The organism is Streptomyces sp. NPDC059743, from assembly GCF_042732975.1.
In the GTDB taxonomy this organism is placed as follows: Bacteria; Actinomycetota; Actinomycetes; order Streptomycetales; family Streptomycetaceae; genus Streptomyces.
Genome location: NZ_JBHWGS010000006.1, coordinates 292,303 through 318,226, shown reverse-complemented (window position 1 = coordinate 318,226; position 25,924 = coordinate 292,303). Strand labels below are relative to the sequence as shown.

Here is a 25,924-nt window from a genome sequence, read left to right as displayed (position 1 = left end):
TGGGCGCGGTCAGTGCCGTCACCTCACTGTCCCCAGATCTTCTGGGCGTCCCGCTGCCAGGTGGTGAGGATCGAGTTGATCTCCTTGGGCTTGGCGAGGAAGCGGGTGAGCGCGGTGTCCGCCGTGGGCTGGAGGGCGTCGCTGGAGTCGCGGTTGAAGAACTGGGTGACGTCCGCCGCGCTCTCTATCAGCGCGCGGCCCTTCTTGACCAGCGGTGTCCCGGTGTCCTTGGCCTTCGGATTGGTGGGCAGCGCGGTGCCGGAGGAGCCCTTGAGATAGATCTCCTGCGCCTCGACGGTGGCCATATAGGTCATCAGCTCCCTGACTTCATCCTTGTGGCCGGTACGGGCGCTGGCGAAGTAGCCGTCCGTAGGGCCCTCCTCCGCCAGAGGCACCTTCGGGTCGATGACCGGGAAGCGGAAGAAGTCGATGTCGTCGAGCTGGTCCTTGGGCGCGGAGTCCGCGAAGAAGGTACCGATGAGCATCAGTCCCGTACGGCCCTGGAGCAGCGCGGTGGTGGCGTCCTGGAAGGCCAGCGCCGTACCGTTCGGATCGAAGTACGGCAGGGCCTCGCTCCACCGGTCGAAGACCTTGCGGACCTCGGGATCGTCGAAGCGGTGCTTTCCTGCGAGGAGGTCGCGGTGGTACTGCGCGCCGTTGATCCGGATGTTGAGGTAGTCGAACCAGGAGGACGCGACCCAGGCCGTGTTACCGCCGGCGCCGATCCCGATCGGCGCGACGCCCTTGGACTTGAGCGTGTCGCACAGATCGAGGAACTCGTCCCAGGTCTTCGGCTCCTGTACGCCCCACTTGGCGAAGTTGGACTTCCGGTAGAAGCAGCCCCACCAGTAGTAGGTGGCCGGTACGAAGACCTTCTTGCCCGCCGAGGAGGTGCACAGCTTCTTGAGGGCCTCGCTGTAGCCCGAGAGTTCGGGCTTCTCCCAGAGGTCGCTGATGTCGAGCAGCAGATCCTTCTTGGCGTACGAGTCCGCCACCGAGCCGGGATACCAGGTCAGCAGGTCCGGCGGCTGGGCCGAGGTCAGATACGTCGGCAGCTGGGTGCGGAAGGTCTCGGAGGCGACGGTGTTGAGCGAGGCCTCGGCGCCGCCGCGCTTGTTGAACGCGGCGACGAGATCCTCCATGGCCTTCTTCGCCTGCGGCGAGGAGAGGTTGGACTGAAGGGTGACCGGGCCGCCGCCGGAGGAGGTCTTGGCGCTGGGTCCCGAGGTGACACAGCCGCTCAGGAACGCGGCGGCGCCGACCGCTCCGGTGCCCGCCAGGAACCGGCGGCGGCTGGGGGCTGAACTGTTCATGGAAGTGCTCCCTGATGGCTCGAAAAGTCTGTGGGGGCGTGGACTGCGGAGGGTGTGGGGTTTGCCTGGGTGGGGCCCTGGACAGGGCCCCACCCAGGGCTACGGTGTGGTGCGGCCGGTGCGATACGGCGCGGTCAGAGACCGCTCTGGTGGACGCGGTCGCCCACGCCTCGGAAGACGGTCAGCACCCGGCCGTCCGGACCTGCGGTGGCGCCGAGGGCGCCCCGGAACACATCGCTCTTGAACTCGTCACGCTTTGACCAGCCGCCCCAGCCGTCGGCACTGTCCGTCCGGTACGAACGGGTCCAGAGGGTGTAGTCACTCGCCCTCGCGAACAGGTGCACGGTGTTCCCCGACGCCACGAGAGTCGGGCTGCCGCTGATGGTCCCGCCCAGCGAGGACCACGCCGACCAGGCTCCGGAGCCGTCCCGCGTCCTCGTCCACACCGCGTCGTCGGCGGTGCGTACGGCGAGATGGGTCAGGCCCGCCGAGTCGGTGACGGCCGAAGGACGTCCGTACACCGCCAGGCCCTCCGGCGTCCCGAGCGCGGTCCAGTGTGCCGAAGGACCGCCCGACGGTCCGCGCGAGGAGATGGTGCCGTCCTCGCCACGGGCGAAGAGCGTCCAGTCGTCCGGGCCGCGGAAGGCGACACCGGGCGCGTCCGTGAGTGTGCCGCCGAGCTTCTGCCACGGCCCCCAGTGCCCGGCGACGGAGGTGCGCCGGTAGGCGGCGTTGTCCGTGCCGCGTACGAAGACATCAATCCTGCCGCCTTCGGAGGCGTACGCGGCGGGCTGGCCGAGAATCCGGCCGTGCGTCGGTCCGCCCAGTGCGGTGGTACGCGTCGGCCAGTCGCCGTCGCGTCCCGTCTGCTGCCGCAGCGAACCGTCCGTACCCCGCGTGAAGGCGGTCAGTACGCCGGCGCCGTCCGCCACCAGCGCGGGATCCGCCGAGGACGGTACGCCGAGCGGCACGCCGGGAGCCTGGTCCGTACCGGACAGCCGGAGGAAGGCCGTGCCGTGTGCGGGAACCGTCACGGTGTACGAGCCGGTGTGCGTCCCGGCGCTCTTCCTGGCGCGCAGATCCCGTACCGCGACCTGACCGCTCAGTCCCGCGTCGGCGAAGGTCACCGTGCGCTCGGCCGGCCGCTCGGAGCGGTTGAGCAGCACCACCGCGCGCTTGCCCGCGCCCTGGAGCACCTTGCTGTAGACATCGCCGGTGGCGTCGGTGGCGATCCGTACGCCCTGGACGGCCAGCGGATCCTGGTCGACGGCGAGGATCTCGGGATTGCGCAGTGTGTCGATCATCGACTGGGGAAGGGTACGCGGATCGGAGCCGATGACCAGCGGTGCGCCCATCTCGGCCCACAGCACCAACTGGCTGGTGGACTCCTCCTCGTTGAGCTCGTACGAGCCGTCCGCGGTCTTGCGCATCGGGAGCAGATAGTCGGGATCGTTGTAGTGGCCCGGGCCCTGCGCCTCGGGATGCCAGGCGTTGGCGTCGGCGCTGCGCAGGATATTGGTCCAGTTGCCCGGGTAGGGCGTGCCGAACGCGAGGTCGGTGCCGGTGCGCCAGGAGTCGGCGATCGTCGGGCCGTAGACATACGCGTTGTGCGCGTCCTGCGCCGGCGTGTGCGGCAGTCCCCAGTCGTCGGTGAGCGGATTGCACAGATTCAGCAGCATCCGCCGGCCGGATGTGGCGACCGCGTCGCTGAACTCCTTGAACGCCGGGCCCGGATCGAGCTTCGCGCCGATACCGCAGAGGAAGTCGACCTTGATCGCGTCGATCTTCCAGTCCGCGAACTGCCTGGCGTCCTCGGTGTAGTGGCCACGGCTGCCGAGACCGCAGCTCTTGCCGCCGTCGTACTCACCGGCGTCGGTGTAGATGCCGGCCTTGAGTCCGCGCTGATGGAGATAGGTCACCAGCGCGGGTATGCCGGAGGGAAAGCGGTCCGGGTGCGCGGCCAGCCGTCCTCGGCCGTCCCGGGGATTGTCGGCCTGCCAGCCGCCGTCCAGCCAGACGATGTCGTAGCCGCTGCTCTTGAGGCCGCTGCTGACGAGATAGTCGGCGACGTCCTTCACCGCGCTCTCGGTCGGGGCGCCCAGACCGTAGTAGGTGTTCCAGCCCATGTACGGCGTGGGTGCCAGCCCGCTGTCGTAGTACGTGGGCGCGCCCTGGTCGTCCGCGGCGCGCGGCTTTTCGGCGGTGCGCTGCGCGGAGATCCGTGGGGCGGAAGCGTCCGGCTCGACGGCGTGCGCCATGGGCATCGCCGCCCCGGCCAGCGCGGCGACTCCGAGAACCGCTCCGGCCCGCCGGGCACGCACCATCCCTGCACGATGCGAAGTCAACTGTGTCTCCCGAGGATTGGGGTCCATGGGCGCCACTAGGCCGTGTCTGACCGCCCTCCCGTCCCGAGAGCGCGGCGGCGGCGCCACGACGAAGACTGTGACCCGACGGCCCGACCCTGTCAACGATAATTACTAATTAAGTGAAACAAGCTTCGGTGCGCTCTCGTCCCGTATCGGTTTGCAGGAGTGACCGACGGTCCGTCAGTCGCCCAGCAGCCGGTAGAGACGGCGGGCATTGCCGGACGCGATCATTCCGGCAACGCGCTGGGCGTCCCTGGGCGCCCATGCGCCGTCGGCCACCCAGCCGCCGAGCACCCGCTCCAGCGCCTCCCGGAACACCCGCGCTCCCACCACATGCAGCTCGGGCAGCCCGCGCGCACCGCTGGAGAACAGCAGCTTCCCGAACGGCGCGAGCTCCAGGATCTCCGCGAGTACGGCCGTGGCCCGCGCGCCCGTATACGCGAGGGCGGGCCCCAGATCCGCGTACACATGCGGGAAGAATCCGGTGAGCTGGGCCGCGTGCCGGTGGTACGGATAGGCGCCGAGCAGTACGAGATCGGTACCGAGCCCGGCCGTGGCCGCCGCGAAGCCGGTCAGCGGCAGCGGATCGGAGCGTCCGGCCGACGGAAGGACTCCGGCACTTCCCGTGTGCAGTTGCAACGGAAGCCCGGAGCCGACGGCGGTCCACAGCAGATGGCGGAGCAGCACCGGATCGGTGAGCGGTGCACCGGCCGGACGCCCGGCCAGCCAGCGATCGGCCGCACCGCGCACCTCGCCGGGCCCGGGCGGCTCGGGCGCCAGCGCGAGACCGTGCCGGATCCCGGCGACGGAACTGAAGGCGACGGCCGAGGCGGCGGCGGTGTGCACGGACTCCGCGAGAGCAGCGAGAAAGGTGCCGACACCGCCCGCGTCATCGGCGACGCGCTCGGCGAGCGGTTCGAGCCGGACGATCTCACGGGCCTCGGCCGCGCCGGCCGAGGCGATCTCGTCCGGCCCGGTCAGATCGCCGGGCAGCCCGGTGTCCACCAGATAGGTGGCGATCCCGGTGGAGCGCAGCAGCCGTCTGCCCGCCTCCAGTACGCCCAGCTCCCGGCGGCGGGCCAGATAGCGGGCCGGCTGGCAGTGCGGTTCGAGGCCGAGCACGGGCGGGCACCAGCGGCGTACCGCGAATCCGGTCTGGGTGTCGAAGAAGGTGGTGCCCGCGGCGGGCGGTCCCGCCGTCCTGCCCAACTGGGCCTCGAAGGTGCCGAGGCCCAGCTCTCTGCGGAGCACACCGTGGCAGTACTGGTCCACCAGGGACGCAGTTTCGATCATCAGGATTCCCGTCGTGGACGTACTCCTACACGTCCTAACGGGTAAGTCGCGCTCGGGTGGCGCCCGGGCGCCGCGCGACCGCCCACCGCGCGGGCCGTTGACACCTCACCGTTGACGCCGCGGCCCGGTCCGAAAGACGGGCCTGTCAGCGGCTCCCGTGCCGGCCGCCGAGCTGGATCCCGGCCATCCTCTTCCACTCGTACGGACCAGTGCGGACCTTGGCCGCGAGCTCTCCGTCGAAGGACTCGTGCAGCGTGAGCCCGGCCTTCTCGGCGGCGCTGCGCGCGACGGCGTAGGTGGGAGCGACGAGATCGCCCCAGCCGCCGTCCTCACCGACGAGCACGATGCGGGTGCCCGACTGTCCGAGATAGGCGAGCTGGCCCTCCGCGCCGCCGTGCCGCTGGGCGAAGGCGCCGATCTGCCTGGCCAGCCGCGCGGCCCTGCGCTCCGCGCGCGCCGCCCGCCGGTCCGGGGCCCTGCTCTCGCCGCCCTCGGCGCCCTGGCCGCTCTCGTCGCTCTGGTCGCTCGGATCAATCTGCTGGGTCTCTGCCATAACTTGATGCTACCCACGGGTAGATCAACGGGCGACGGGCAGGAAGCGTGGCATCGGCCACGCGTCCCGCCCGTCGCGAGTTCTGGAGGGAGTCCCGCGGCCCGGCGGTGGGCTAACGCAGGAGTGGTGGGCTAACGCAGGAAGGGATCCACCGCCACCGCCACGAAGAGCAGCGACACATACGTGATGGACCAGTGGAAGAGCCGCATCTCCTTGAGCTTGCCGCCCGTCTCGCCGGCCTTGGCACGGGCGTGCAGTCCGTGTGCCTCCCACAGCCACCAGCCGCCCGCCGCCAGCGCCACCGCCGTGTAGAACCAGCCGGTGTAGCCCAGCGGCGTCAGCAGCAGCGAGACGGCGACCATCACCCAGCTGTAGAGGACGATCTGGCGGGCCACCACACGGTTGGTCGCGACGACCGGGAGCATCGGCACGCCCGCGCGCACGTAGTCCGCCTTCACCTTCATCGACAGCGGCCAGTAGTGCGGCGGCGTCCAGAAGAAGATGACAAGGAAGAGGATGACGGCGGCCCAGGACATCGAGCCGGTGACGGCGGACCAGCCGATCAGCACCGGCATACAGCCGGCGATCCCGCCCCAGACGATGTTCTGCGCGGTACGGCGCTTGAGGATCATCGTGTAGACGACGACATAGAAGAGGAGCGCGCCCAGGGAGAGCGCCGCCGACAGCCAGTTGACCAGGAAACCGAACCAGAGCGTCGAGCCCACGGTCAGGGTGAGGCCGAAGACCAGTCCCTCGCGGGGCGAGACCATGCCGGTCACCAGAGGACGCTGTGACGTACGGTCCATGAGCGCGTCGATGTCACGGTCGATGTACATGTTCAGCGCGTTGGCGCCACCGGCGGAGAGATAGCCGCCGACACATGTGGTGACCACCAGCCACAGATCGGGCACGCTCCCGGCGGCCAGGAACATCACCGGAACGGTGGTGATGAGCAGCAGCTCGATGATCCGCGGCTTGGTCAGCGCCACGAATGCTTTGACACGGGCCCCGAACGGCCGATGGCCTCCCGGACTCGGAGTCTGGACGACCCCAGCGGGTCGGGACTCGACGGCCGTCACGCACACCCCTGACAGAGAAATCCCAGCAAGCTCCGGGCCTGCGGCCCCGGTGATGACTTGCGCGTACCACGCCACTCTAGACGTTGCCCAGATGCCGATCTTCGCGGGGGTTGGGATGGCATCCGGGGCGCCCGCAGAGCCGTCGCGGCGGGCCCGGAAGCGTCCGTATGCCTGCCGGGAGGCTGCCGAGAGGCGAAGTCCATCCCACCGCCGCACCCTGGTTACGCACGGGAAAGGTTGGGCCGGGCTACGAGGGTAGGCTCGACAACGAACCGGTGCGCCCTCAGACACCGGGATTGGACATGTGGAGAGGAGCCCTGACTCAGGGTGAGCACCAAGCCGACCACCACAGACCTAGAGTGGACCGAACTGGACCGCCGGGCGGTCGATACCGTTCGTGTCCTGGCCATGGATTCCGTACAGAAGGTCGGCAACGGCCATCCCGGTACGGCCATGAGCCTGGCCCCTGCCGCCTATGTGCTCTTCCAGAAGCTCATGCGGCACGATCCCGCCGATGCCCGGTGGACCGGGCGCGACCGGTTCGTCCTCTCGGCCGGCCACTCCAGCCTGACTCTCTACATCCAGCTCTATCTGGCCGGTTACGGCCTGGAGCTGAGCGATCTGGAGTCGTTCCGCACCTGGGGCTCGAAGACTCCGGGCCACCCGGAGTACGGGCACACCGTCGGTGTCGAGACCACCACGGGCCCGCTCGGCCAGGGTGTCGCGAACGCGGTGGGCATGGCGATGGCCGCCCGTTACGAGCGCGGTCTGTACGACCCGGACGCACCGGCGGGCACCTCACCGTTCGACCACACCATCTGGGCGATCGCCGGTGACGGCTGTCTCCAGGAGGGCATCTCCGCCGAGGCGTCCTCGCTGGCCGGCCACCAGAAGCTGGGCAATCTGGTGCTGCTCTGGGACGACAACCACATCTCGATCGAGGGCGACACGGAGACCGCGGTCTCCGAGGACACCCTCAAGCGGTACGAGGCCTACGGCTGGCACGTCCAGCGCGTCGAGCAGCTCCCCGACGGCGATCTCGACCCGGCCGGGCTCTACCGGGCGCTGAAGGCCGCACAGGCCGAGACCGAGCGTCCCTCCTTCATCGCGGCCCGTTCGATCATCGCCTGGCCCGCTCCGCACGCGCAGAACACCGAGGCCGCGCACGGCTCGGCGCTCGGCGACGCGGAGGTCGCCGCGACCAAGAAGGTCCTCGGCTTCGACCCGGAGAAGTCCTTCGACGTCTCCGACGAGGTGCTCGCGCATACCCGTGAGGCCCTGGACCGGGGCCGTGAGGTCCGCGGCGAGTGGGAGAAGTCCTTCGCCGCGTGGCGCACCGCCAATCCGGAGCGCGCGGCGACGTTCGACCGCATCAGGGCCGGTGAACTGCCCACAGGCTGGGAGGAGAAGCTCCCGGCGTTCGAGGCCGGCAAGTCGGTCGCCACGCGTGCCGCGTCCGGCAAGGTGCTCCAGGCGCTCGGCGCGGTCATTCCCGAGCTGTGGGGCGGCTCCGCCGACCTGGCGGGCTCGAACAACACCACCATCGACAAGACGTCGTCGTTCCTCCCGGTGGGCAATCCGCTGCCGGGAGCCGATCCGTACGGCCGCACGGTGCACTACGGCATCCGCGAGCACGCCATGGGCTCGACGATGAACGGCATCGCGCTGCACGGCAACACCCGTATCTACGGCGGCACTTTCCTGGTGTTCTCCGACTACATGCGCCCGGCCGTACGGCTGGCGGCGCTGATGCGGGTGCCCGTCACCTATGTCTGGACGCATGACTCGATCGGTCTGGGCGAGGACGGTCCGACCCATCAGCCCGTCGAGCACCTCGCCGCGCTGCGCGCCATCCCCGGGCTGAACATCGTCCGCCCGGCCGACGCCAACGAGACCGCGGTCGCCTGGCGCGAGATCCTCAGGCGGCACGACAAGGGCGCTCCGCACGGTCTGGCGCTCACCCGCCAGGGCGTGCCGACGTACGAGCCCAACGACGAGGCGGCCAAGGGCGGTTATGTGCTGTTCGACGCCGAGGGCGGCGCTCCTCAGGTCGTACTGATCGGTACGGGCTCCGAGGTGCAGCTCGCCGTGGCGGCGCGTGAGCAGCTCCAGGCCGACGGCATCCCGACGCGAGTTGTCTCGATGCCTTCGGTCGAGTGGTTCGACGAGCAGGACCAGGCGTACAAGGACAGTGTTCTGCCGCCTTCCGTCAAGGCGCGGGTGGCGGTCGAGGCCGGCATCGGACTGACCTGGTACCGGTATGTGGGTCAGGCCGGCCGCATCGTGTCGCTGGAGCACTTCGGAGCTTCGGCCGACGGCAAGGTCCTCTTCCGCGAGTTCGGCTTCACCGCGGAGGCGGTGGCTGCCGCGGCCCGGGAATCTCTGACGGATTCGGCGCGCTGACACCCGTATACGAACAGTAGGAGATGCAACTCTTATGACAGACGCACTCAAGCGCCTCTCCGACGAAGGCGTCGCGATCTGGCTCGACGACCTGTCGCGCACGCGCATCACGACCGGCAATCTCGCCGAACTGATCGATCAGCAGCATGTGGTGGGCGTGACCACGAACCCGTCGATCTTCCAGAAGGCGATCTCCCAGGGCAGCGGCTACGACGCCCAGCTCGCCGATCTCGCGGTCCGCAAGGTCACCGTCGAGGAGGCCGTCCGCATGATCACCACGGCGGACGTCCGTGACGCCGCCGACATCCTGCGTCCGGTCTTCGACGCGACGCAGGGCCAGGACGGCCGGGTCTCCATCGAGGTCGACCCGCGCCTGGCACACAAGACCGAGGCGACGATCGCCGAGGCCAAGCAGCTCGCCTGGCTGGTGGACCGTCCCAACACCCTGATCAAGATCCCGGCGACGAAGGCCGGTCTCCCGGCCATCACCGAGACCATCGGCCGGGGCATCAGTGTCAATGTCACGCTGATCTTCTCGCTGGAGCGTTACCGCGAGGTCATGGACGCCTATATCTCGGGTCTGGAGAAGGCCAAGGCCGCCGGCCTCGATCTCTCCAAGATCCACTCGGTGGCGTCCTTCTTCGTGTCCCGCGTGGACACGGAGATCGACAAGCGGCTCGACGCGCTGGGCACGCCCGAGGCCAAGGAGGCCCGCGGCAAGGCGGCCCTGGCCAACGCGCGTCTCGCGTACGAGGCGTACGAAGAGGTCTTCGCCTCCGACCGCTGGGCGGCCCTGGACCGGGCGCAGGCCAACAAGCAGCGTCCGCTGTGGGCCTCGACCGGTGTGAAGGACCCGGCGTACAAGGACACGCTGTACGTCGACGAGCTGGTGGCCCCGAACACGGTGAACACCATGCCGGAGGCGACTCTGGACGCCACCGCCGACCACGGCGCCATCACCGGTGACACGGTGCGCGGTACGTACGACCAGGCGCGTGCGGATCTGGCAGCTGTCGCCGCGCTGGGCATCTCGTACGACGACGTCGTCCAGCAGCTGGAGGACGAGGGCGTCGAGAAGTTCGCGGTGTCCTGGAACGACCTGCTCAAGTCGACCGAGGCGGAGCTGAAGCGCCTCGCCCCTTCGGAGGGCTGATCCCCTTGACCGCAACCCACGGAGCGAATCCGCTCCGTGACGCCGCGGACCGACGGCTCCCGCGTATCGCGGGGCCGTCGGGCCTGGTCATCTTCGGTGTCACGGGCGATTTGTCCCGCAAGAAGCTGATGCCCGCGATCTACGACCTGGCCAACCGCGGTCTGCTCCCGCCGGGCTTCTCGCTGGTCGGTTTCGCACGCCGCGAGTGGCAGGACGAAGACTTCGCGCAGGAGGTCCACGACGCCGTCAAGGAGCACGCGCGTACGCCGTTCCGTGAGGAGGTCTGGCAGCAGCTCATTCAGGGGATGCGCTTCGTCCAGGGCGACTTCGGCGACGACGACGCGTTCGAGAATCTGCGGGCGACGATCGCGGACCTCGACAAGACGCAGGGCACCGGCGGCAACTTCGCGTTCTATCTCTCCGTACCGCCCAAGTTCTTCCCGCAGGTCGTCCAGCAGCTCAAGAAGCACGGGCTGGCGGACCAGAAGGAGGGCTCCTGGCGGCGCGCGGTCATCGAGAAGCCGTTCGGCCACGATCTGACCTCGGCGAAGCAGCTCAACAAGGTCGTCCACGAGGTCTTCCCGTCCAACGAGGTCTTCCGGATCGACCACTATCTGGGCAAGGAGACCGTCCAGAACATTCTGGCGCTGCGCTTCGCCAACACTCTTTTCGAGCCGATCTGGAACCGGTCGTATGTCGACCATGTCCAGATCACCATGGCCGAGGACATCGGCATCGGCGGCCGGGCCGGCTACTACGACGGCATCGGCGCCGCCCGCGATGTCATCCAGAACCACCTTCTCCAGCTGCTCGCGCTGACCGCCATGGAGGAGCCCGCCTCCTTCGACGCGGACGCGCTGGTCGCGGAGAAGACCAAGGTGCTGGGCGCGGTGCGGCTGCCCAAGGACCTGGGCGCGGACACCGTGCGCGGGCAGTACGCGGCGGGCTGGCAGGGCGGCCAGCAGGCCGTCGGCTATCTCGAAGAGGACGGGATCGACAGCAGGTCGAAGACCGACACCTATGCCGCGGTGAAGCTGCAGATCGACAACCGCCGCTGGGCGGGCGTCCCGTTCTATCTCCGTACCGGAAAGCGGCTCGGCCGCCGGGTCACCGAGATCGCACTGGTCTTCCAGCGCGCTCCGCACTCTCCGTTCGACCACACCTCCACGGAGGAGCTCGGGCAGAACGCCCTGGTCATCCGGGTGCAGCCGGACGAGGGTGTGACGATGCGGTTCGGCTCCAAGGTGCCGGGCACCTCGATGGAGGTCCGGGACGTCTCGATGGACTTCGCGTACGGCGAGTCCTTCACGGAGTCCAGCCCCGAGGCGTACGAGCGGCTCATCCTCGATGTGCTGCTCGGCGACTCGAACCTCTTCCCGCGCCTGGAGGAGGTCGAGCTGTCCTGGAAGATCCTCGATCCGATCGAGGAGCACTGGGAGAAGCACGGCAGGCCCGCGCAGTACGAGTCCGGGACCTGGGGTCCGGTCGAGGCGGACGAAATGCTCGCACGAGACGGACGGAGCTGGCGCCGGCCATGAAGATCGACCTTACGGACACCACGTCCAGCAAGATCAACAAGGCATTGGTGCAAGGGCGCCGGGCGATCGGCACACCCGCCGTCGGCATGGTCCTCACCCTGGTCATCGTCACCGACGAGGAGAACCAGTACGACGCGCTCAGGGCCGCCGACGAGGCGTCCCGCGAGCATCCGTCGCGCAAGCTGGTCGTCGTCAAGCGGGTCTCGCGCTCGGCGCGCGAACGGTCCAAGGCGCGGCTGGACGCCGAGGTACGGGTGGGCGCGGACGCGGGCACCGGCGAGACGGTCGTCCTGCGGCTGTACGGCGAGGTCATCGACCACGCCCAGTCGGTGGTGCTGCCGCTGCTGCTGCCCGACGCGCCGGTCGTCGTGTGGTGGCCGGTGAACGCGCCGGTCAATCCGGCCAAGGACGCGCTGGGCAAGCTGGCGCAACGCCGGGTCACGGACACCCACGCGGCGGAGAACCCGACCGAGGAGCTGACGGTACGCGCCGACGCGTACACGCCCGGCGACACGGATCTGGCCTGGACGCGGATCACACCCTGGCGCTCGATGCTGGCCGCCGCGCTGGACCAGGTGGACTGCGCGGTCACCTCGGTGGAGGTGGAGGGCGAGCAGCACAATCCGAGCTCCGAGCTGCTGGCCATGTGGCTGGCCGACCGGCTGCACGTACCGGTTCGGCGCTCCGTCTCCTCGGGGCCGGGCCTGACGGCCGTACGGCTGGAGACGAGCTGCGGTCCGATCAGTCTGCACCGGGCGGACGGCTCGCTGGCGACGCTCTCCATCGAGGGCCAGCCGGACCGCGCGGTGGCGCTGAAGCGGCGGGGCACCTCCGAGCTGATCGCGGAGGAGCTGCGCCGGCTGGATCCGGACGACATCTACGCGTCGGCCCTGCGGTTCGGTGTCGAGCGGCTGGCCGGCGCGGCGGACACATCGTCCGCCGGAGCCTCCAACGGCTCAGGCGCGAGCGGCTCCGATACGGCGGACACGGCCGCGGCCGGCCCGGCGAAGAAGGCTCCGGCCAAGAAGGCGGCGTCCAAGTGAGTGCCCCGCAGGTGGTCGTCCACCGGGACAAGGAGCTGATGGCCCAGGCCGCGGCGGCCCGGCTGATCACCAAGGTCGTGGACGCCCAGGCCGCCCGGGGCTCCGCCTCGGTGGTGCTGACGGGCGGACGCAACGGCAACGGGCTGCTGGCCGCGCTGTCGGCGGCGCCCGCCCGGGACGCGATCGACTGGGCACGGCTGGATCTGTGGTGGGGAGACGAGCGCTTCCTGCCGGAGGGCGATCCGGAGCGGAACATCACCCAGGCACGGGAGGCGCTGCTCGACTCGGTGCCGCTGGATCCGTCCCGGGTGCACGCGATGCCGGCCTCGGACGGTCCGTACGGCAGCGATGTGGAGGCCGCGGCAGCCGCGTACGCCACGGAGCTCGCCGCGGCGTCCCGGCCGGAGGACCATGGTCCGGTGCCGACGTTCGACGTCCTGATGCTGGGAGTCGGGCCCGACACACATGTCGCCTCGCTCTTCCCGGAGCTGCCCGGCGTACGGGAGACCGAGCGCACGGTGGTCGCCGTGCACGGCGCTCCCAAGCCGCCGCCGACCCGTATCTCGCTCACGTTGCCCGCGATCCGCGCGGCCCATGAGGTCTGGCTGCTCGCGGCGGGCGAGGACAAGGCGAAGGCGGCGGAGATCGCCCTGTCGGGCGCGGGAGAGATCCAGGCTCCGGCGGCGGGCGCGTACGGCAGGAGCCGCACTCTGTGGCTGCTGGACGCGGCGGCGGCCTCGGGGCTGCCGCGCGACCTCTATCCGCCGGCCTCGGCCTGACGGTCCGTCAGTTCGGTTCTACGAAGGCCCGGTTCGTCTCCTTCAGGCGGACCGGGCCTTCGCGTATCAGTCCATATCAGTCCGGCAGTCAGAGGATGATCTGCTCGGCGGTCGCCTCCAGATTCGCGATCGCGGTACGGGCCGCTCCCACGAAGCTGTCGAAGACCGCGTTGGTGGAGCCGGGACGTCCCGCCCGGGTGAAGGTGCCGAACATGCTCTCGCGCAGCTCGGTGGTGATCTCCAACTGGCCTCCCATGCCCAGGAGTGTCCGGTTGGCGATGTTCTGGGTCTGCACTCCGGCGAGGTCCGGCAAGGTCGAGCCGTCGATCGTCTGGAATCCGGCCGCGCCGAACGCCGAGTGCAGCAGCTGCTTGAAGCGGTCGTTGCGACCGCCCACCACGACGGCCTCGGGACGGTTCGCGGGCGCGCTGGTCTGGTCGGCCCGACAGCCGTGGATGCTCAGTACGTTGAGGCTGCCGGCCGCCAGGGAGAGCGCGACGGTGTCGTCGCAGTGCGACGCGGTGACATGCATCGTCCCGTTGCCGGTGGACAGGAGCCCTTCGAACATCCAGTAGTCGTACACCGGGCCACCCGCCGGTGTGACCGCGAAGGTGGCCGGGTGGTAGCCGGCTATGCCGAGGCACAGCTCCGAGGTCCCGGGTTCGATGCCGCCGCCGTGCAGCGCCAGGATGGCGGTGCGTGGATAGCGGTAGACCGTACCGAGGCTGTTGTCGAAGGTCTCGTGCCGCTTGTAGCGGCGGGCGAAGTCCAGGCCCTCCCGGCCCGCGAGCTGGGTGTAGAGGTCCGTGTTGGACGCGTAGTCGTCGGCCGCGTACGCGGGTGAGGCGCCGACTCCGGTCAGCAGAGGCCCGCTCACGGCGGCGGTGGCCAGGGCGGCCAGGACTGTGCGACGGCTGGTCTGTGTCATGTCTCCATGATCCGGATCTCCCGCCGCAAAGGCGAGGCCTTTCCCGCGCCGCCCTTCCCGGTCGGCCGGACCGGAAAAGATCACTCACTGATCAGAACTGATCGTAAAGGGCTCCAGCAGTCCGGGAACGGCCTCCGCCGCGAAGGCCAGGCCCTCGCCCTCCGCCGTGTCGTACACGTGGTACGCGCCGCCTCCGGCGGCCGTGGTCGCCGTCAGCGTCAGCAGGCCCGCACGGCGCTGGAAGTAGGACTGCCGGACCGTCCAGCCGATCACTCCGCCGCGCTGGAGGGCGACCGTCGTACGGCGCAGTGTGCCCGAGCGGGTCACCAGATAGCCGCCGCCGAGGCCATGGCCCAGATTGCGGTACGCGTCGAGCGCGAGCAGTACGGCGACCGGCAGGACGACCACGGCGATCACCGCCGCGACGGTCAGCAGCACCTCGGTCAGCAGCAGTCCGAGGACCGTGAGGAGCAGCAGCGGCGGCAGTGCGGCGGACAGGGCCCAGCGCAGCCTGCGCGCACGGGCCGCGCGAGGGTGCGGGACCAGTTGGACGGTCCGCGTCGGGGAGGCGGGCTCCCGCAGTATCCGCGCCGCCACCTCGTCCGCCACGGCGCGCGGCGCGGGCGGCAGCAGGCTCTTCTGGTCGGCCTGCTCGTCCTCCTCGTCCTGCGCGAGGCCCGTGGCGATCGCGTCCAGCCTGGCCGCGCCGGCCAGCCGGACACCGAGCGGCTCGACCAGCTCCACTCCGCGCAGCCGCCGCTCCTCGATGGAGACCGAGCGGGAGGTGAACAGCCCGCGCCGGACCCGCAGAGTGCCTCCGGGCTCCCGCTCCAGCCGGTAGTTCCACCACATCTCGATCCAGAGGGCGAGCGCGCCGACGACGCCCGCGATCCCGGCGGCCACCATCAGCCCGACGAACAGCACGATCCCCCAGACGGGAGAGATGTCCCGCACCCGGTCGCCCGCCCAGTGGACCACTCGGCCCTGCACACCGAGCCACTCGCTGAGCTGGAGCAGTCCGCCGATGCCCGCGCCGGCCAGCGCCAGACTGAGGAAGGAGAGCGGCGCGTACCGGATCCAGCCCGGATCGAGCGCCGCCAGCATGCCTTCACCGGCGCCTCCGGCCGTACCGTCCGCCTCGGCGGCCCGGCCGAGCAGTTCCGTACGGAGCCGTTCGCCCTCGGCCCTGGTGACCGGATCGAGCTCCAGTGTGGACTCGCCAAGGGTCTGCTCACCGGTCCCTATCCGGACCTTCACCAGCCCGAGCAGCCGGAGCAGCAGATTGGCCGTGAGATCGACCGTACGTATCCGCTCGCGCGCCAGCGAACGCCGTTTGACCAGGAAGAGACCTGTGTGCAGCTCGGCGCGCTCGGGCCCGATGCGGTACCGGGTACGGCGCCAGCGGACATAGTCACCGGCCGTGCCGAAGACGATCAGCAGCGCGGCGCCCGCCAGTACCCAGCCGAGCGCCTCTCCGACCGGGCGGCTGCCCGACAGACCTATGGCGGCCGGCACACCGGCGCCCACGACGAATCCCGTCATGACCGCCACGGTGACCAGCACAGTGCGCCGGTCGAGCCGCCGCCAGGCCTCTTCACCGGCCGCCACGGCCTCCACGGCCGTCCCCGAGTCCAAGCCCAGGTCCGCTGAGTCCGAGCCCAGGTCCGCTGAGCCCAGGCCCGCCGCGGTCTCTGCGCTCTCACTCATGTGGCGTCCCCGGGAGTCGCCTCGGTGATCCTGGTCAGCCGCTCGGCCAGCTCAGCGGCCAGCTCGTGGTCGAGCCCTGCGATCTGGACCGATCCCTTGGACGACGCGGTGGTGACGATCACCGTCGAAAGCCTGAAGAGCTGCTCCAGCGGACCGCGCACGGTGTCCACGGTCTGTATCCGGGACATCGGCGCGATCCGCCACTCCTGCCAGAAGAAGCCGGTACGGACATAGACCGCCTCCTCCGTCACCTCCCAGCGGTGCACCCTGAACCACCACACGGGTATCAGCGCCGTACAGAGAAGGCCGAGCACCGCCAGCACGGCGGCCGGGACCAGCAGCCACGGCCGTGCGGGAGCGATGAGCGCTCCCAGCACGGCCAGTACTCCCGCCACCGCCACGGTCAGCGTCAGCCACTGCACGCGCCACCAGCCGATGGCGCGTTCGTTCAGTGTGTTGTCGGGCGGCCGGAGCCGCCGGGCCCCCTCCGCCACCGGTTCAGCGGCCACGCAGTGAACGGTACGTGGCGACCAGCGCCGCGGTCGAACCGTCGAGCTGGTCGCCGGACTCCTCACCGGTGAGCACGGGCTCGATCCGCTTGGCGAGCACCTTGCCCAGCTCGACGCCCCACTGGTCGAAGGAGTCGATGTTCCAGACGGCGCCCTGGACGAACACCTTGTGCTCGTAGAGCGCGATGAGCTGGCCCAGCACGGACGGGGTGAGCGTCTCGGCGAGGATCGTGGTCGTCGGATGGTTGCCGCGGAAGGTCTTGTGCGGCACCAGCTCCTCCGGCACGCCCTCGGCCCGTACCTCCTCCGGCGTCTTGCCGAAGGCCAGCGCCTGCGTCTGCGCGAAGAAGTTGGCCATCAGCAGATCGTGCTGCGCGACCAGACCGGGCCGCAGATCGTCCACGGGCCGGGCGAAGCCGATGAAGTCGGCCGGGATGACCTTGGTGCCCTGGTGGATCAACTGGTAGTACGCGTGCTGCCCGTTGGTGCCCGGAGTGCCCCAGACCACGGGTCCGGTCTGCCATTCGACCGGCCGGCCCTCCCGGTCCACCGACTTGCCGTTGGACTCCATGTCGAGCTGCTGGAGATACGCGGTGAACTTCGACAGATAGTGGCTGTAGGGCAGGACGGCATGCGACTGGGCGTCGAAGAACGATCCGTACCAGATGCCCAGCAGGCCCAGCAGCAGAGGCGCGTTGGCCTCCGGCGGCGCGGTACGGAAGTGCTCGTCCACGAGATGGAAGCCGTCGAGCATCTCCCGGAACCGGTCGGGACCGATCGCGATCATCAGCGAGAGGCCGATGGCCGAGTCGTACGAGTAGCGCCCGCCGACCCAGTCCCAGAACTCGAACATGTTGGCCGTGTCGATACCGAACTCGGCGACCTTGCCGGCGTTGGTGGAGAGCGCCACGAAGTGCTTGGCGACGGCCTCCTGCCCGGCGCCCAGCTCGGTCAGCAGCCAGGAGCGGGCCGAGGTGGCGTTGGTGATGGTCTCGATGGTGGTGAAGGTCTTGGACGCGATGACGAAGAGCGTCTCGGCCGGATCCAGATCCCGTACGGCCTCGTGCAGATCCGCGCCGTCCACATTGGAGACGAAACGGACCGTGAGATCACGGTCGGTGAAGGAACGGAGCACTTCGTAGGCCATCGCGGGACCGAGGTCGGAGCCGCCGATACCGATGTTGATCACGTTCTTGATGGGACGCCCGGTGTGCCCGGTCCACTCGCCGGACCTGATCCGGTCGGCGAACGCGCTCATCTTGTCGAGTACGGCGTGCACCGCCGGTACGACATTCTCGCCGTCCACCTCGATGACGGCGTCGCGCGGAGCGCGCAGCGCCGTGTGCAGTACGGCGCGGTCCTCGGTGGTGTTGATCTTCTCGCCGCGGAACATCGCGTCCCGCAGCTCCGCCACGCCGGTCGCCGCGGCCAGCTCACGAAGGAGCGTCAGCGTCTCGTCGGTCACCAGGTGCTTGGAGTAGTCCAGGTGGAGATCGCCCACCTTGAGGGTGTAGCCGGTGCCGCGCGCCGGATCGGCGGCGAACAGCTCCCGCAGATGCGTCTGCCCGAGCTGTTCACGGTGCTTGCCGAGCGCGTTCCACTCGGGCGTCCGGGTGAGCCTGGTACGGCCTTCTGCGTTCATCTCGGACATCGGTCCACTTCTTCTCGTGCGTGTGTGCGTGCCCTGCTGCCCGACCAACCTATGCGATCAGGGTGACCGCGCGGCGACGGGACGACACGAGCCACGGACGAGGCAGAACAAACCGGCCGGACACCTGTTGGGTGTCCGGCCGGCCGAAGTATGTCCAGATCCAGATGCTTCCGGATCTCGTTATGTCCAGATCCTGATGCGTCCAGATCTCGTGACTAGATCTCGCCGCGCAGTTTGGCGAGCGCTTCGGCGAGGATCGCTTCGCCGTCCGCGTCGCTGCGTCGCTCCCGTACATAGGCGAGGTGCGTCTTGTACGGCTCGGTGCGCGGCGGGTCCGGCGGATTGTCCCGGTCCTGACCGGCCGGGAATCCACAGCGCGGGCAGTCCCACGTCTCCGGAACCTGTGCGTCACTGGCGAAGCTCGGCTGCGTCTCGTGCCCGTTGGAGCACCAGAAGGAGATGCGCAGGCGCGGCGCGGACTCGCCACGCTCGGCCTCACCCATCGGCCCCGCTCCGACCCGGCTTCCCCGGATCGCGTTGCCACTTGCCACGGTCGTAACTCCCTGCGTGATGGTGCCGCAAAGCATCGATAGGCAGCTCCGCTGCCGGGCGCCCCAGTCTACGTAAGGCCCAACGCGCGTCCAGTGAAGGGAGTTACCCCCTGCCGCCCGGCGCGGAACCTCATGATAGGCCGCGCCCGCGACGCCGTACCGTACGTGTGTCTAGCTGTCCAGCTTCAGCAGCAGACCAAGAACGACAATGCACGCGAACCACAGCAGACCGACAACCACGGTGATGCGGTCGAGGTTACGCTCGGCGACCGAGGAACCACCGACGGACGACTGCATTCCGCCACCGAACATGTCGGAGAGGCCGCCGCCCTTTCCCTTGTGCATCAGCACGAGCAGCATCATCAGCAGGCTGAAGACGATGAGGGCGATCGAGAACCCCATTACCACGGCTGGACCAACTTCCTCGGACGGGCAGAACCGGCGGGATCTGGGAGTCAGACCCGATGGTTCCGATATGGACTGCGGGGACCCGCCGGGAGATGTTCCACCGTCCCGAGCCGGCCCCCGCAAGGGTACGACGGATCCGAGCCGCCGCATACTTACCGGTCCCGGAACCCGTGCTTACCGATTCCGGAACCCTGTGCTGACCGGTCGCCGACCGGCCCTTACTGGCTCTTACCGGTCCTTACTGGTCCCGGAACCGGACGATCTTGACGAACTCGTCGGCGTCCAGCGCCGCGCCGCCCACCAGGGCGCCGTCCACATCGGGCTGCGCCATGATCGCGGCGACATTCCCGGACTTCACCGAGCCGCCGTACTGGATCCGGACCTGGTCGGCCAGCTCCTGCGAGTACAGCTCGGCCAGCCGTCCGCGGATCGCTCCGCAGACCTCCTGGGCGTCCTCGGGAGTGGCGACCTCGCCGGTGCCGATGGCCCACACCGGCTCGTACGCGATCACCACGGACTCGGCCTGCTCGGCCGGGATGTCCTTGAGGCCGCCGTCGAGCTGGGCGAGCGTGTAGGAGACCTGGTCACCGGCCTTGCGGATGTCCAGGCCCTCGCCCACACAGAGGATCGGCGTCAGCCCGTGCTTGAACGCGGCCTTCACCTTGGCGTTGCAGATCTCGTCCGTCTCGGCGTGGTACTGCCGGCGCTCGGAGTGACCGACGGCGACATAGGTGCACTTCAGCTTGGACAGCATCGGGCCCGAGATCTCGCCGGTGTACGCGCCGGAGTCGTGCGCCGAGATGTCCTGGGCGCCGTACTTGATCTTGAGCTTGTCGCCGTCGGTCAGGGTCTGCACGGACCGCAGATCGGTGAAGGGCGCCAACACGGCGACCTCGACGGCGTCGTAGTCCTTGTCCGTCAGTGCGAAGGCGAGCTTCTGGACATGGGCGATGGCCTCAAGATGGTTGAGGTTCATCTTCCAGTTGCCCGCCATCAGCGGGGTACGGGTGCTCATTTGGTGGTCAGTCCTCCAGTGCGGCGAGGCCGGGAAGCGTCTTGCCCTCGAGATATTCGAGGCTGGCGCCGCCACCGGTCGAAATATGGCCGAATGCGTTCTCGTCGAAGCCCAGGATCCGGACGGCGGCGGCGGAGTCGCCACCACCGACGACGGAGAAGCCCGGGGAGTCCACGAGCGCCTGGGCGACGGCCCTGGTGCCCTCGGCGTAGTCGGGGTGCTCGAAAACGCCCATGGGACCGTTCCAGAAGACGGTCTCGGCGTCGGCGAGCTTCGAGGCGTACAGCCGGCCGGTCTCGGGGCCGATGTCCAGGCCCATCTTTCCGGCCGGAATGGCGTCGGCGGCCACCGTGTCCGGGTGCGCGGGCGCCTTGGTCCTGAGGTCCGGGAACTCCGCCGCGACCAGGACGTCCACGGGGAGTACGAACTCCACACCGCGCTCGTCGGCCCGCTTCAGATACTCCTGGACGGCCGGGATCTGGTCCTCCTGGACGAGCGAGGAGCCGATCTCATGGCCCTGTGCCTTCAGGAACGTGAAGAGCATGCCGCCGCCGATCAGGATGCGGTCGGCCTTCTCCAGGAGATGGTCGATGACTCCGAGCTTGTCGGAGACCTTGGCGCCGCCGAGTACCACGGCGTAGGGCCGCCGTACGTCGTCCGTGAGCTTCTTGAGCACGGCGACCTCGGTGGCGATCAGTCCGCCCGCGGCGTGCGGCAGCCGGGCCGGCAGATCGACGACCGAGGCGTGCTTGCGGTGCACCGCGCCGAAGCCGTCACCCACATAGAGATCGGCCAGCTCGGCGAGCTCGTCGGCGAAGGCGCCGCGCTCGGCGTCGTCCTTGGAGGTCTCGCCCGGGTTGAAGCGCAGATTCTCGATGACGGCGACCTGACCGTCGGCCAGGCCCGCGACAACGGCCTTGGCGGAGTCGCCGACGGTGTCGGTCGCGAACGCCACATCGGCACCGAGGAGTTCACCGAGGCGCGCGGCGGCGGGAGCGAGGGAGAAGGCGGGCTCCGGGGCGCCCTTGGGGCGGCCCAGATGGGAGGCGACGACGACGCGGGCGCCGGCCTCGGCGAGCCGGGCGACCGTCGGCAGTACGGCCCGGATCCGGCCGTCGTCGGTGATGGTGGTGCCGTCGAGCGGCACATTGAGGTCGGCACGGACGAATACGCGCTTGCCGCCGACCCCTTCGGCGAGAAGTTCGTCGATCGTCTTCATCTGCTGCTGGACTCCTTGGGATGTCTGGACAGGCCAACAGGGCTCGAACAGCGCAGCGGATGCGCCGACCGAGCCCTGTCGCTCATATCGAGATGCCTACCGGCCCTGAACTCAGCGGCCCTGAACTCATGGGCCCTGTGTCAGAGCTGGCCACCGACGAAGACGGTCAGGTCGACAAGGCGGTTGGAGTAGCCCCACTCGTTGTCGTACCAGCCGATGACCTTGACGCTCTTGCCCTGGACCATGGTCAGGGAGGAGTCGAAGGTGCAGGAGGCGGGCCAGTTGACGATGTCCGAGGAGACGATCGGGTCCTCGGTGTAGTCCAGGTAGCCCTTCAGCTCCCCTTCGGCCGCCGCCCGGAACGCCGCGTTGACCTCGTCCTTGGTCACCACGCGCTCCGTCTCGACGACCAGGTCGGTGACGGAGCCCGTGGGAACCGGGACCCGCATCGCCATGCCGTTGAGCTTGCCGGCCAGCTCCGGGATGACCAGACCGAGGGCCTTGGCCGCGCCCGTGCTCGCCGGAATGATGTTCTCCGCCGCGGCACGGGCCCTGCGCAGGTCCCTGTGCGGGAAGTCCTGGAGGCGCTGGTCGCTGGTGTAGGCGTGGACCGTGGTCATCAGGCCCGAGACGATGCCGAAGTTCTCCAGGAGGACCTTGGCCATCGGCGCCACACAGTTGGTGGTGCAGGAGGCGTTGGAGATGATGTCGTGGCTCGCCGCGTCGTACTTGTCCTCGTTGACGCCCAGCACGATCGTGATGTCCTCGTCCGTGGCCGGAGCCGAGATGAGGACCTTCTTGGCGCCGCCCGCGAGGTGCTTGGCGGCGTCGTCCCGCTTGGTGAAGATGCCGGTCGACTCGATGACGATGTCGACACCCAGCTCACCCCAGGGGATGTCGGCCGGGTTGCGCTCGGAGAGCACCTTGATCGTGTGGCCGTCGACGGTGATCGTGTCGGCGGTGTGGGTCACCTCGGCCTTCAGACGGCCCAGGATGGTGTCGTACTTCAGAAGGTGCGCCGTGGTCGCAGTGTCACCCAGGTCGTTGACAGCCACGATCTCGATGTCTGCACCCTGCTCCAGCAGCGCGCGGAAGTAGTTACGACCGATGCGGCCAAAGCCGTTGATGCCTACGCGGATCGTCACGAACCGATCTCCTCGTTAGGTACGCCGGGTTTCGACGCCGGCGAGTTGTATGGGATGTCCCCGACCTCGTATGACCCTACCTCTCCACGGCCCGCGTGGTGACATCGAGTGGCCCCGTGAGCCGACGGTGGCCCGTACCCGCGGGTACGGGTACGGGCCGCCGCGTGCGTGGGGGCGGGGATCAGTCCCGCAGGGCGCTCAGTGCCTTGCCGAGGAGCGTCACGCGCTCTCCCGTGTCCCGCACGTGTTCCAGACCGAATCCGAGCAGCACGGTGTCACGCGTGGTGACCGCCGCGTACGACTTGAAGAGCTCCTGGGCACGCGCCCAGTCCCCCTCCACCGCGGGGCTTCCCTCCGGCGCGCCCGGAGTGGTCCAGGCCCCCAGCGAGGTCTCGAAGCCCTCGGACGCCTGCTCCACGCCGCCCACGGCGAGCCGCGCGTCGTCCGCGAAGAGTCCGCGCCCGCCGCTGCCGGGGTCGGTGATGTAGCTGAGCGACAGTTCGGCCTTCTTGCCCGCGTAGGCGCTCAGGTCGAAGACGACCTGCTGCCAGCCGTTCGAACTGCCGGTGAGGCTGTTCCAGGCGCCGCTGGTGCCGGTCGCGGTGCAGGCCTCGTTGCCGAGGGTCAGATAGCGGCCGAGGAACGGGTGGCCCTGGAGGAAGAACCCGGCCTCGCACTCGGCGGGCACAGTGGTGCTGGTCGCGCCGCCGGCCTCCGGGAGGGTGGTCCAGTCGTCGGCACCGGCGGTGTGGGCCTCCAGGACCGCGTGGTCGTACCCCGGCTCGGTGTTCCAGTTGAGCGCGAGGCGCAGCTCCGGCTTGTCGGCCGCGTCGACCCCGGTGAGGTCGACGGTCCGGGTGAGCCGGCGCCAGTCGTTGTCCTGGTGGGTGGCGGCGGCCATCCACTGGCCCTCGTAAGGGGCGTACGGGTTCGGGGTTCCGGTGTACACGCCCGCCTGCGCGCTCGCGAACTGCGGGAAGGTCTCCGGGTCCAGGGTGTCGGAGGTGACGGTGTAGCTGCCCGCCGCGTTCAGCGGGTTGCCGGGCGCCGCGCCGAGTGCTCCGGCCGCTCCCGAGAGGACTCCCGCGCCGCTGAATCCGGTGGCGCGGGCGTTGGACGCGCGTCCGTAGGCGCCCAGGTAGTACTGGCTGAAGTCATTGGTCTGGGCCCGCCCGACCTGGGCGTTGCCACCAGCCAGCTCTCCGGCCTCGATGAGCTTGCCGCCCTCGTTGAGGAAGTCGCGTACGGCGAGCTGGGTCGGGCCGCCGGGGGCCACGGCGCCCGTGTAGTGGACGGCCGTGGAGAAGTGGCTGAGAACACCCAGCGGGTGCGGTGCGCCCTGGGTGGCGACGTCCCAGACGACGGCGGTACGGCCGTTGGCACGCAGGGCGTCGACGTAGGTCTGGGCCTGCTGGGCGGGCGCGCCCTCCTCGGCGATCACGAGCGTGTCGGCGCGGGGGACTTCGGCCACGGTGTAGGTGAAGTGCTCGCTGGAGGTGGCCTTTCCGTCCTCCGTCCGTCCGGTGAACCAGACCTCGACGCTGTCACCCGGACCGGCGCCCTCGACCTTGGCGCGGTACTGGTCGAAGTGGAGGTTGTCCTCGCCGCCGTAGGTCTCGCCGCCCTTCCAGGCCCTGATCCTCTCCTGCTCGGTACGGCCGCCGTTGACGCGGTAGTTGAGCTCCATCTTCCGCAGCGACGAGCGCGCGGTGACGGAGACCTCCTGGTCGGCGCCGCGCGCGTACGAGGTGGTGAACGGGTCGAGCGTGAAGTCGGGGGCGGTCAGGCCGACCGACGAGGAGGGCTGGTCGGGGTGGGCGGCCGTCTCGGCGACGGAGAGCGCGAAGGGGACGTTCTTGGCGAACTCCTCCTGGATCAGGTTCTCGTCGTCGGGGAAGTTGAAGCCGGACTGGCAGTCCCGTGCCTCCCACGCGTCGTCCGGGTCGTATCCGGACGCGGTCTGGCAGGTCGTCATCTCCGGCGTGAACATCATCGTGCCGTTGACGTTCGCCGCGTGGCCGTCGGCCTCACCGTTGGTGGTGTACAGCTCGGAGGAGACCTGCGGGTAGTAGCCGGGGATGGCGGAGTTCTCCGGGGTGCCCGCGAGCGCCTTGTAGAGCACGTCGTCGGGGGTCGGGGTCGCGACCTGCCAGCCCACGCCGTAGAGGAGCAGTTCGGCGGCGGAGTGGTAGTTGATGCCGTAGTCGAAGTCGATGCGCCGCTCGAAGCGGTCGATCGCCTGGGTCTCGGGCTCGGAGTTGGGGCCCGTGCCTCGGTACGTCTCGTTCGCGGGCTGCGGGGACGAACCCTCGTCGTCGTAGCCCCACTTGTAGGCGAAGTTACGGTTCAGGTCGACGCCGTCGCCGGAGGTGATCTGTCCGTTGCCGTCGACGTCACGGAGGTTCTTGCGCCAGAGGCGGGCGCTGTCGGAGCTGAAGGTGTAGTCGTAGCCGTCCGGGTTGGCGGAGAGGACGAACCACAGCTCGGTGGAGTCGACGATCTTCGTTATTCGGGGGTTCTTGCCGTAGTTGTCGATGTAGTGGTGCATCAGCCGGCGCGTCATCTCGGGAGTGATCCACTCCCGCGCGTGCTGGTTCGACATGTAGAGCACGGACGGCTTGGATCCGTCCTTGGCGGTGCGCGCGCCCTTGCTGACCTTGAGGGCGAGGATGTCCTGTCCCAGCACGGTCTTGCCGATGGAGACGACCTTGGTGATACCGGGATTGGCCTGCCCGGTCTCGACGATCTCCTCCTGGAGGTTGCCCTCACCGCTGTACGGGCGGAAGACTCCCTCGTCCGCCGCGCGGGTCCGGGCCGCCGACTTCGCGGGAACCTTGCGCTCGGCGACCTCGACGCCCTGCTTCTCCAGGGCGCGCGCCTGACCGTCGGTGAGGAACAGCTCGACCTTGGCGGTCCCCTTCTCGGGGGCCCGTTCGGTGAGTTCATGGGCGTCCTGGCCCGCCGAGAGGAGCAGCGGTATCTGCTCCTGGGTGACCTCGGCGTCGAAGACCTTCACCGCGTCGGCGCCGACGGCGGGCGCCGAGCCCGGCCGTGCCTGGGCGGCGGGCGCCGCGGTCACACCGGCGAGCAGCAGTGCGCCTGCGGCGAGTATCGATCTCGCTCTATGTCTCATGTGCCCCTCTTGCTGTAGTCAGCCACGTCCGTGAACTGACGTCAGGCTGACCACCCTCCATGATCATGTCAAGGGTATGTGTGGGTGCCATGAAATGCCGCCGCCGGCACCTGACTCGGTGCCGGCGGCGGGCAGTTG

Annotated in this window: 20 protein-coding genes; 5 read left to right on the top strand and 15 right to left on the bottom strand. The window is 69.3% G+C overall.

Annotated features, from left to right (window positions below):
* Nucleotides 1-23: 23 nt before the first annotated feature.
* The 5 genes from ACFV6H_RS13910 to ACFV6H_RS13890 all read right to left on the bottom strand — a co-directional run bounded on the left by ACFV6H_RS13910 (nucleotide 24) and on the right by ACFV6H_RS13890 (nucleotide 6,604).
* Complete coding sequence (locus ACFV6H_RS13910; RefSeq protein ID WP_384781981.1) at nucleotides 24-1,313, bottom strand: ABC transporter substrate-binding protein; 1,290 nt, start codon at nucleotides 1,311-1,313, stop codon at nucleotides 24-26.
* 134 nt (nucleotides 1,314-1,447) lie between these two features.
* Entirely contained in the window at nucleotides 1,448-3,637 is a 2,190-nt protein-coding gene (locus ACFV6H_RS13905; protein WP_385541384.1) for a glycoside hydrolase family 27 protein, read from the bottom strand.
* A gap of 222 nt (nucleotides 3,638-3,859) precedes the next feature.
* Entirely contained in the window at nucleotides 3,860-4,972 is a 1,113-nt protein-coding gene (locus ACFV6H_RS13900) for an amidohydrolase (RefSeq protein ID WP_385541383.1), read from the bottom strand.
* 145 nt (nucleotides 4,973-5,117) lie between these two features.
* Nucleotides 5,118-5,525 (bottom strand): hypothetical protein, encoded by a 408-nt coding sequence (locus ACFV6H_RS13895; protein WP_385541381.1) that lies wholly within the window; start codon nucleotides 5,523-5,525, stop codon nucleotides 5,118-5,120.
* A 131-nt stretch (nucleotides 5,526-5,656) separates the two neighbouring features.
* The gene (locus ACFV6H_RS13890; protein ID WP_384781990.1) at nucleotides 5,657-6,604 is read right to left on the bottom strand and encodes a heme o synthase; all 948 of its coding nucleotides are present in this window, start codon (nucleotides 6,602-6,604) and stop codon (nucleotides 5,657-5,659) included.
* 327 nt (nucleotides 6,605-6,931) lie between these two features.
* Here ACFV6H_RS13890 and tkt point away from each other — a divergent pair, with 327 nt between their 5' ends.
* From tkt to pgl, 5 genes are read left to right on the top strand one after another with little or no spacing between them, the layout of a single operon-like run.
* Nucleotides 6,932-9,007 (top strand): transketolase, encoded by a 2,076-nt coding sequence (gene tkt, locus ACFV6H_RS13885; RefSeq protein ID WP_385541379.1) that lies wholly within the window; start codon nucleotides 6,932-6,934, stop codon nucleotides 9,005-9,007.
* A gap of 34 nt (nucleotides 9,008-9,041) precedes the next feature.
* Nucleotides 9,042-10,160, top strand: a complete 1,119-nt coding sequence (gene tal / locus ACFV6H_RS13880; protein ID WP_093599227.1) for a transaldolase — start codon at nucleotides 9,042-9,044, stop codon at nucleotides 10,158-10,160.
* Between the two features lie 5 nt (nucleotides 10,161-10,165).
* The gene (gene zwf, locus ACFV6H_RS13875; RefSeq protein ID WP_384979592.1) at nucleotides 10,166-11,698 is read left to right on the top strand and encodes a glucose-6-phosphate dehydrogenase; all 1,533 of its coding nucleotides are present in this window, start codon (nucleotides 10,166-10,168) and stop codon (nucleotides 11,696-11,698) included.
* Nucleotides 11,695-12,741 (top strand): glucose-6-phosphate dehydrogenase assembly protein OpcA, encoded by a 1,047-nt coding sequence (opcA, locus tag ACFV6H_RS13870; protein ID WP_384979595.1) that lies wholly within the window; start codon nucleotides 11,695-11,697, stop codon nucleotides 12,739-12,741. The genes zwf and opcA overlap by 4 nt, the downstream gene beginning before the upstream one ends.
* Nucleotides 12,738-13,520: a 6-phosphogluconolactonase gene (gene pgl, locus ACFV6H_RS13865; RefSeq protein WP_384786273.1), complete on the top strand. Its 783-nt coding sequence runs from the start codon at nucleotides 12,738-12,740 to the stop codon at nucleotides 13,518-13,520. The genes opcA and pgl overlap by 4 nt, the downstream gene beginning before the upstream one ends.
* A gap of 88 nt (nucleotides 13,521-13,608) precedes the next feature.
* Here pgl and ACFV6H_RS13860 read toward each other — a convergent pair whose 3' ends face one another.
* The 10 genes from ACFV6H_RS13860 to ACFV6H_RS13815 form a co-directional block, all read right to left on the bottom strand.
* Nucleotides 13,609-14,448, bottom strand: coding sequence for a poly-gamma-glutamate hydrolase family protein (locus tag ACFV6H_RS13860; RefSeq protein WP_385541376.1), 840 nt, complete (start codon nucleotides 14,446-14,448; stop codon nucleotides 13,609-13,611).
* Between the two features lie 84 nt (nucleotides 14,449-14,532).
* Nucleotides 14,533-16,155 (bottom strand): PH domain-containing protein, encoded by a 1,623-nt coding sequence (locus ACFV6H_RS13855; RefSeq protein ID WP_385541374.1) that lies wholly within the window; start codon nucleotides 16,153-16,155, stop codon nucleotides 14,533-14,535.
* Nucleotides 16,152-16,664, bottom strand: a complete 513-nt coding sequence (locus ACFV6H_RS13850; RefSeq protein ID WP_384979600.1) for a PH domain-containing protein — start codon at nucleotides 16,662-16,664, stop codon at nucleotides 16,152-16,154. Before ACFV6H_RS13850 ends, ACFV6H_RS13855 begins: the two co-directional genes overlap by 4 nt.
* On the bottom strand, nucleotides 16,654-18,306 hold the full coding sequence (gene pgi, locus ACFV6H_RS13845) for a glucose-6-phosphate isomerase (protein ID WP_385541622.1): 1,653 nt from the start codon (nucleotides 18,304-18,306) through the stop codon (nucleotides 16,654-16,656). Before pgi ends, ACFV6H_RS13850 begins: the two co-directional genes overlap by 11 nt.
* Nucleotides 18,307-18,530: 224 nt before the next feature.
* Complete coding sequence (locus tag ACFV6H_RS13840; protein ID WP_003976875.1) at nucleotides 18,531-18,866, bottom strand: RNA polymerase-binding protein RbpA; 336 nt, start codon at nucleotides 18,864-18,866, stop codon at nucleotides 18,531-18,533.
* 171 nt (nucleotides 18,867-19,037) lie between these two features.
* The gene (gene secG / locus ACFV6H_RS13835) at nucleotides 19,038-19,268 is read right to left on the bottom strand and encodes a preprotein translocase subunit SecG (protein ID WP_046495616.1); all 231 of its coding nucleotides are present in this window, start codon (nucleotides 19,266-19,268) and stop codon (nucleotides 19,038-19,040) included.
* 244 nt (nucleotides 19,269-19,512) lie between these two features.
* Nucleotides 19,513-20,289, bottom strand: a complete 777-nt coding sequence (gene tpiA, locus ACFV6H_RS13830) for a triose-phosphate isomerase (RefSeq protein WP_384786265.1) — start codon at nucleotides 20,287-20,289, stop codon at nucleotides 19,513-19,515.
* Between the two features lie 7 nt (nucleotides 20,290-20,296).
* Complete coding sequence (locus ACFV6H_RS13825; RefSeq protein ID WP_385541371.1) at nucleotides 20,297-21,508, bottom strand: phosphoglycerate kinase; 1,212 nt, start codon at nucleotides 21,506-21,508, stop codon at nucleotides 20,297-20,299.
* A gap of 140 nt (nucleotides 21,509-21,648) precedes the next feature.
* Nucleotides 21,649-22,653, bottom strand: coding sequence for a type I glyceraldehyde-3-phosphate dehydrogenase (gene gap, locus ACFV6H_RS13820; RefSeq protein WP_384786259.1), 1,005 nt, complete (start codon nucleotides 22,651-22,653; stop codon nucleotides 21,649-21,651).
* A gap of 181 nt (nucleotides 22,654-22,834) precedes the next feature.
* Nucleotides 22,835-25,786, bottom strand: a complete 2,952-nt coding sequence (locus ACFV6H_RS13815; protein WP_385541369.1) for a M14 family zinc carboxypeptidase — start codon at nucleotides 25,784-25,786, stop codon at nucleotides 22,835-22,837.
* Nucleotides 25,787-25,924: the final 138 nt, after the last annotated feature.

What these genes read in the sequence shown, in the direction of transcription:
- ACFV6H_RS13910 (WP_384781981.1), bottom strand. Translation starts at nt 1,313, where the DNA reads ATGAACAGTTCAGCCCCCAGCCGCCGCCGGTTCCTGGCGGGCACCGGA.
- ACFV6H_RS13905 (WP_385541384.1), bottom strand. Translation starts at nt 3,637, where the DNA reads ATGGTGCGTGCCCGGCGGGCCGGAGCGGTTCTCGGAGTCGCCGCGCTG.
- ACFV6H_RS13900 (WP_385541383.1), bottom strand. Translation starts at nt 4,972, where the DNA reads ATGATCGAAACTGCGTCCCTGGTGGACCAGTACTGCCACGGTGTGCTC.
- ACFV6H_RS13895 (WP_385541381.1), bottom strand. Translation starts at nt 5,525, where the DNA reads ATGGCAGAGACCCAGCAGATTGATCCGAGCGACCAGAGCGACGAGAGC.
- tal (WP_093599227.1), top strand. Translation starts at nt 9,042, where the DNA reads ATGACAGACGCACTCAAGCGCCTCTCCGACGAAGGCGTCGCGATCTGG.
- opcA (WP_384979595.1), top strand. Translation starts at nt 11,695, where the DNA reads ATGAAGATCGACCTTACGGACACCACGTCCAGCAAGATCAACAAGGCA.
- ACFV6H_RS13860 (WP_385541376.1), bottom strand. Translation starts at nt 14,448, where the DNA reads ATGACACAGACCAGCCGTCGCACAGTCCTGGCCGCCCTGGCCACCGCC.
- ACFV6H_RS13855 (WP_385541374.1), bottom strand. Translation starts at nt 16,155, where the DNA reads ATGAGTGAGAGCGCAGAGACCGCGGCGGGCCTGGGCTCAGCGGACCTG.
- pgi (WP_385541622.1), bottom strand. Translation starts at nt 18,306, where the DNA reads ATGAACGCAGAAGGCCGTACCAGGCTCACCCGGACGCCCGAGTGGAAC.
- secG (WP_046495616.1), bottom strand. Translation starts at nt 19,268, where the DNA reads ATGGGGTTCTCGATCGCCCTCATCGTCTTCAGCCTGCTGATGATGCTG.
- tpiA (WP_384786265.1), bottom strand. Translation starts at nt 20,289, where the DNA reads ATGAGCACCCGTACCCCGCTGATGGCGGGCAACTGGAAGATGAACCTC.
- ACFV6H_RS13825 (WP_385541371.1), bottom strand. Translation starts at nt 21,508, where the DNA reads ATGAAGACGATCGACGAACTTCTCGCCGAAGGGGTCGGCGGCAAGCGC.
- ACFV6H_RS13815 (WP_385541369.1), bottom strand. Translation starts at nt 25,786, where the DNA reads ATGAGACATAGAGCGAGATCGATACTCGCCGCAGGCGCACTGCTGCTC.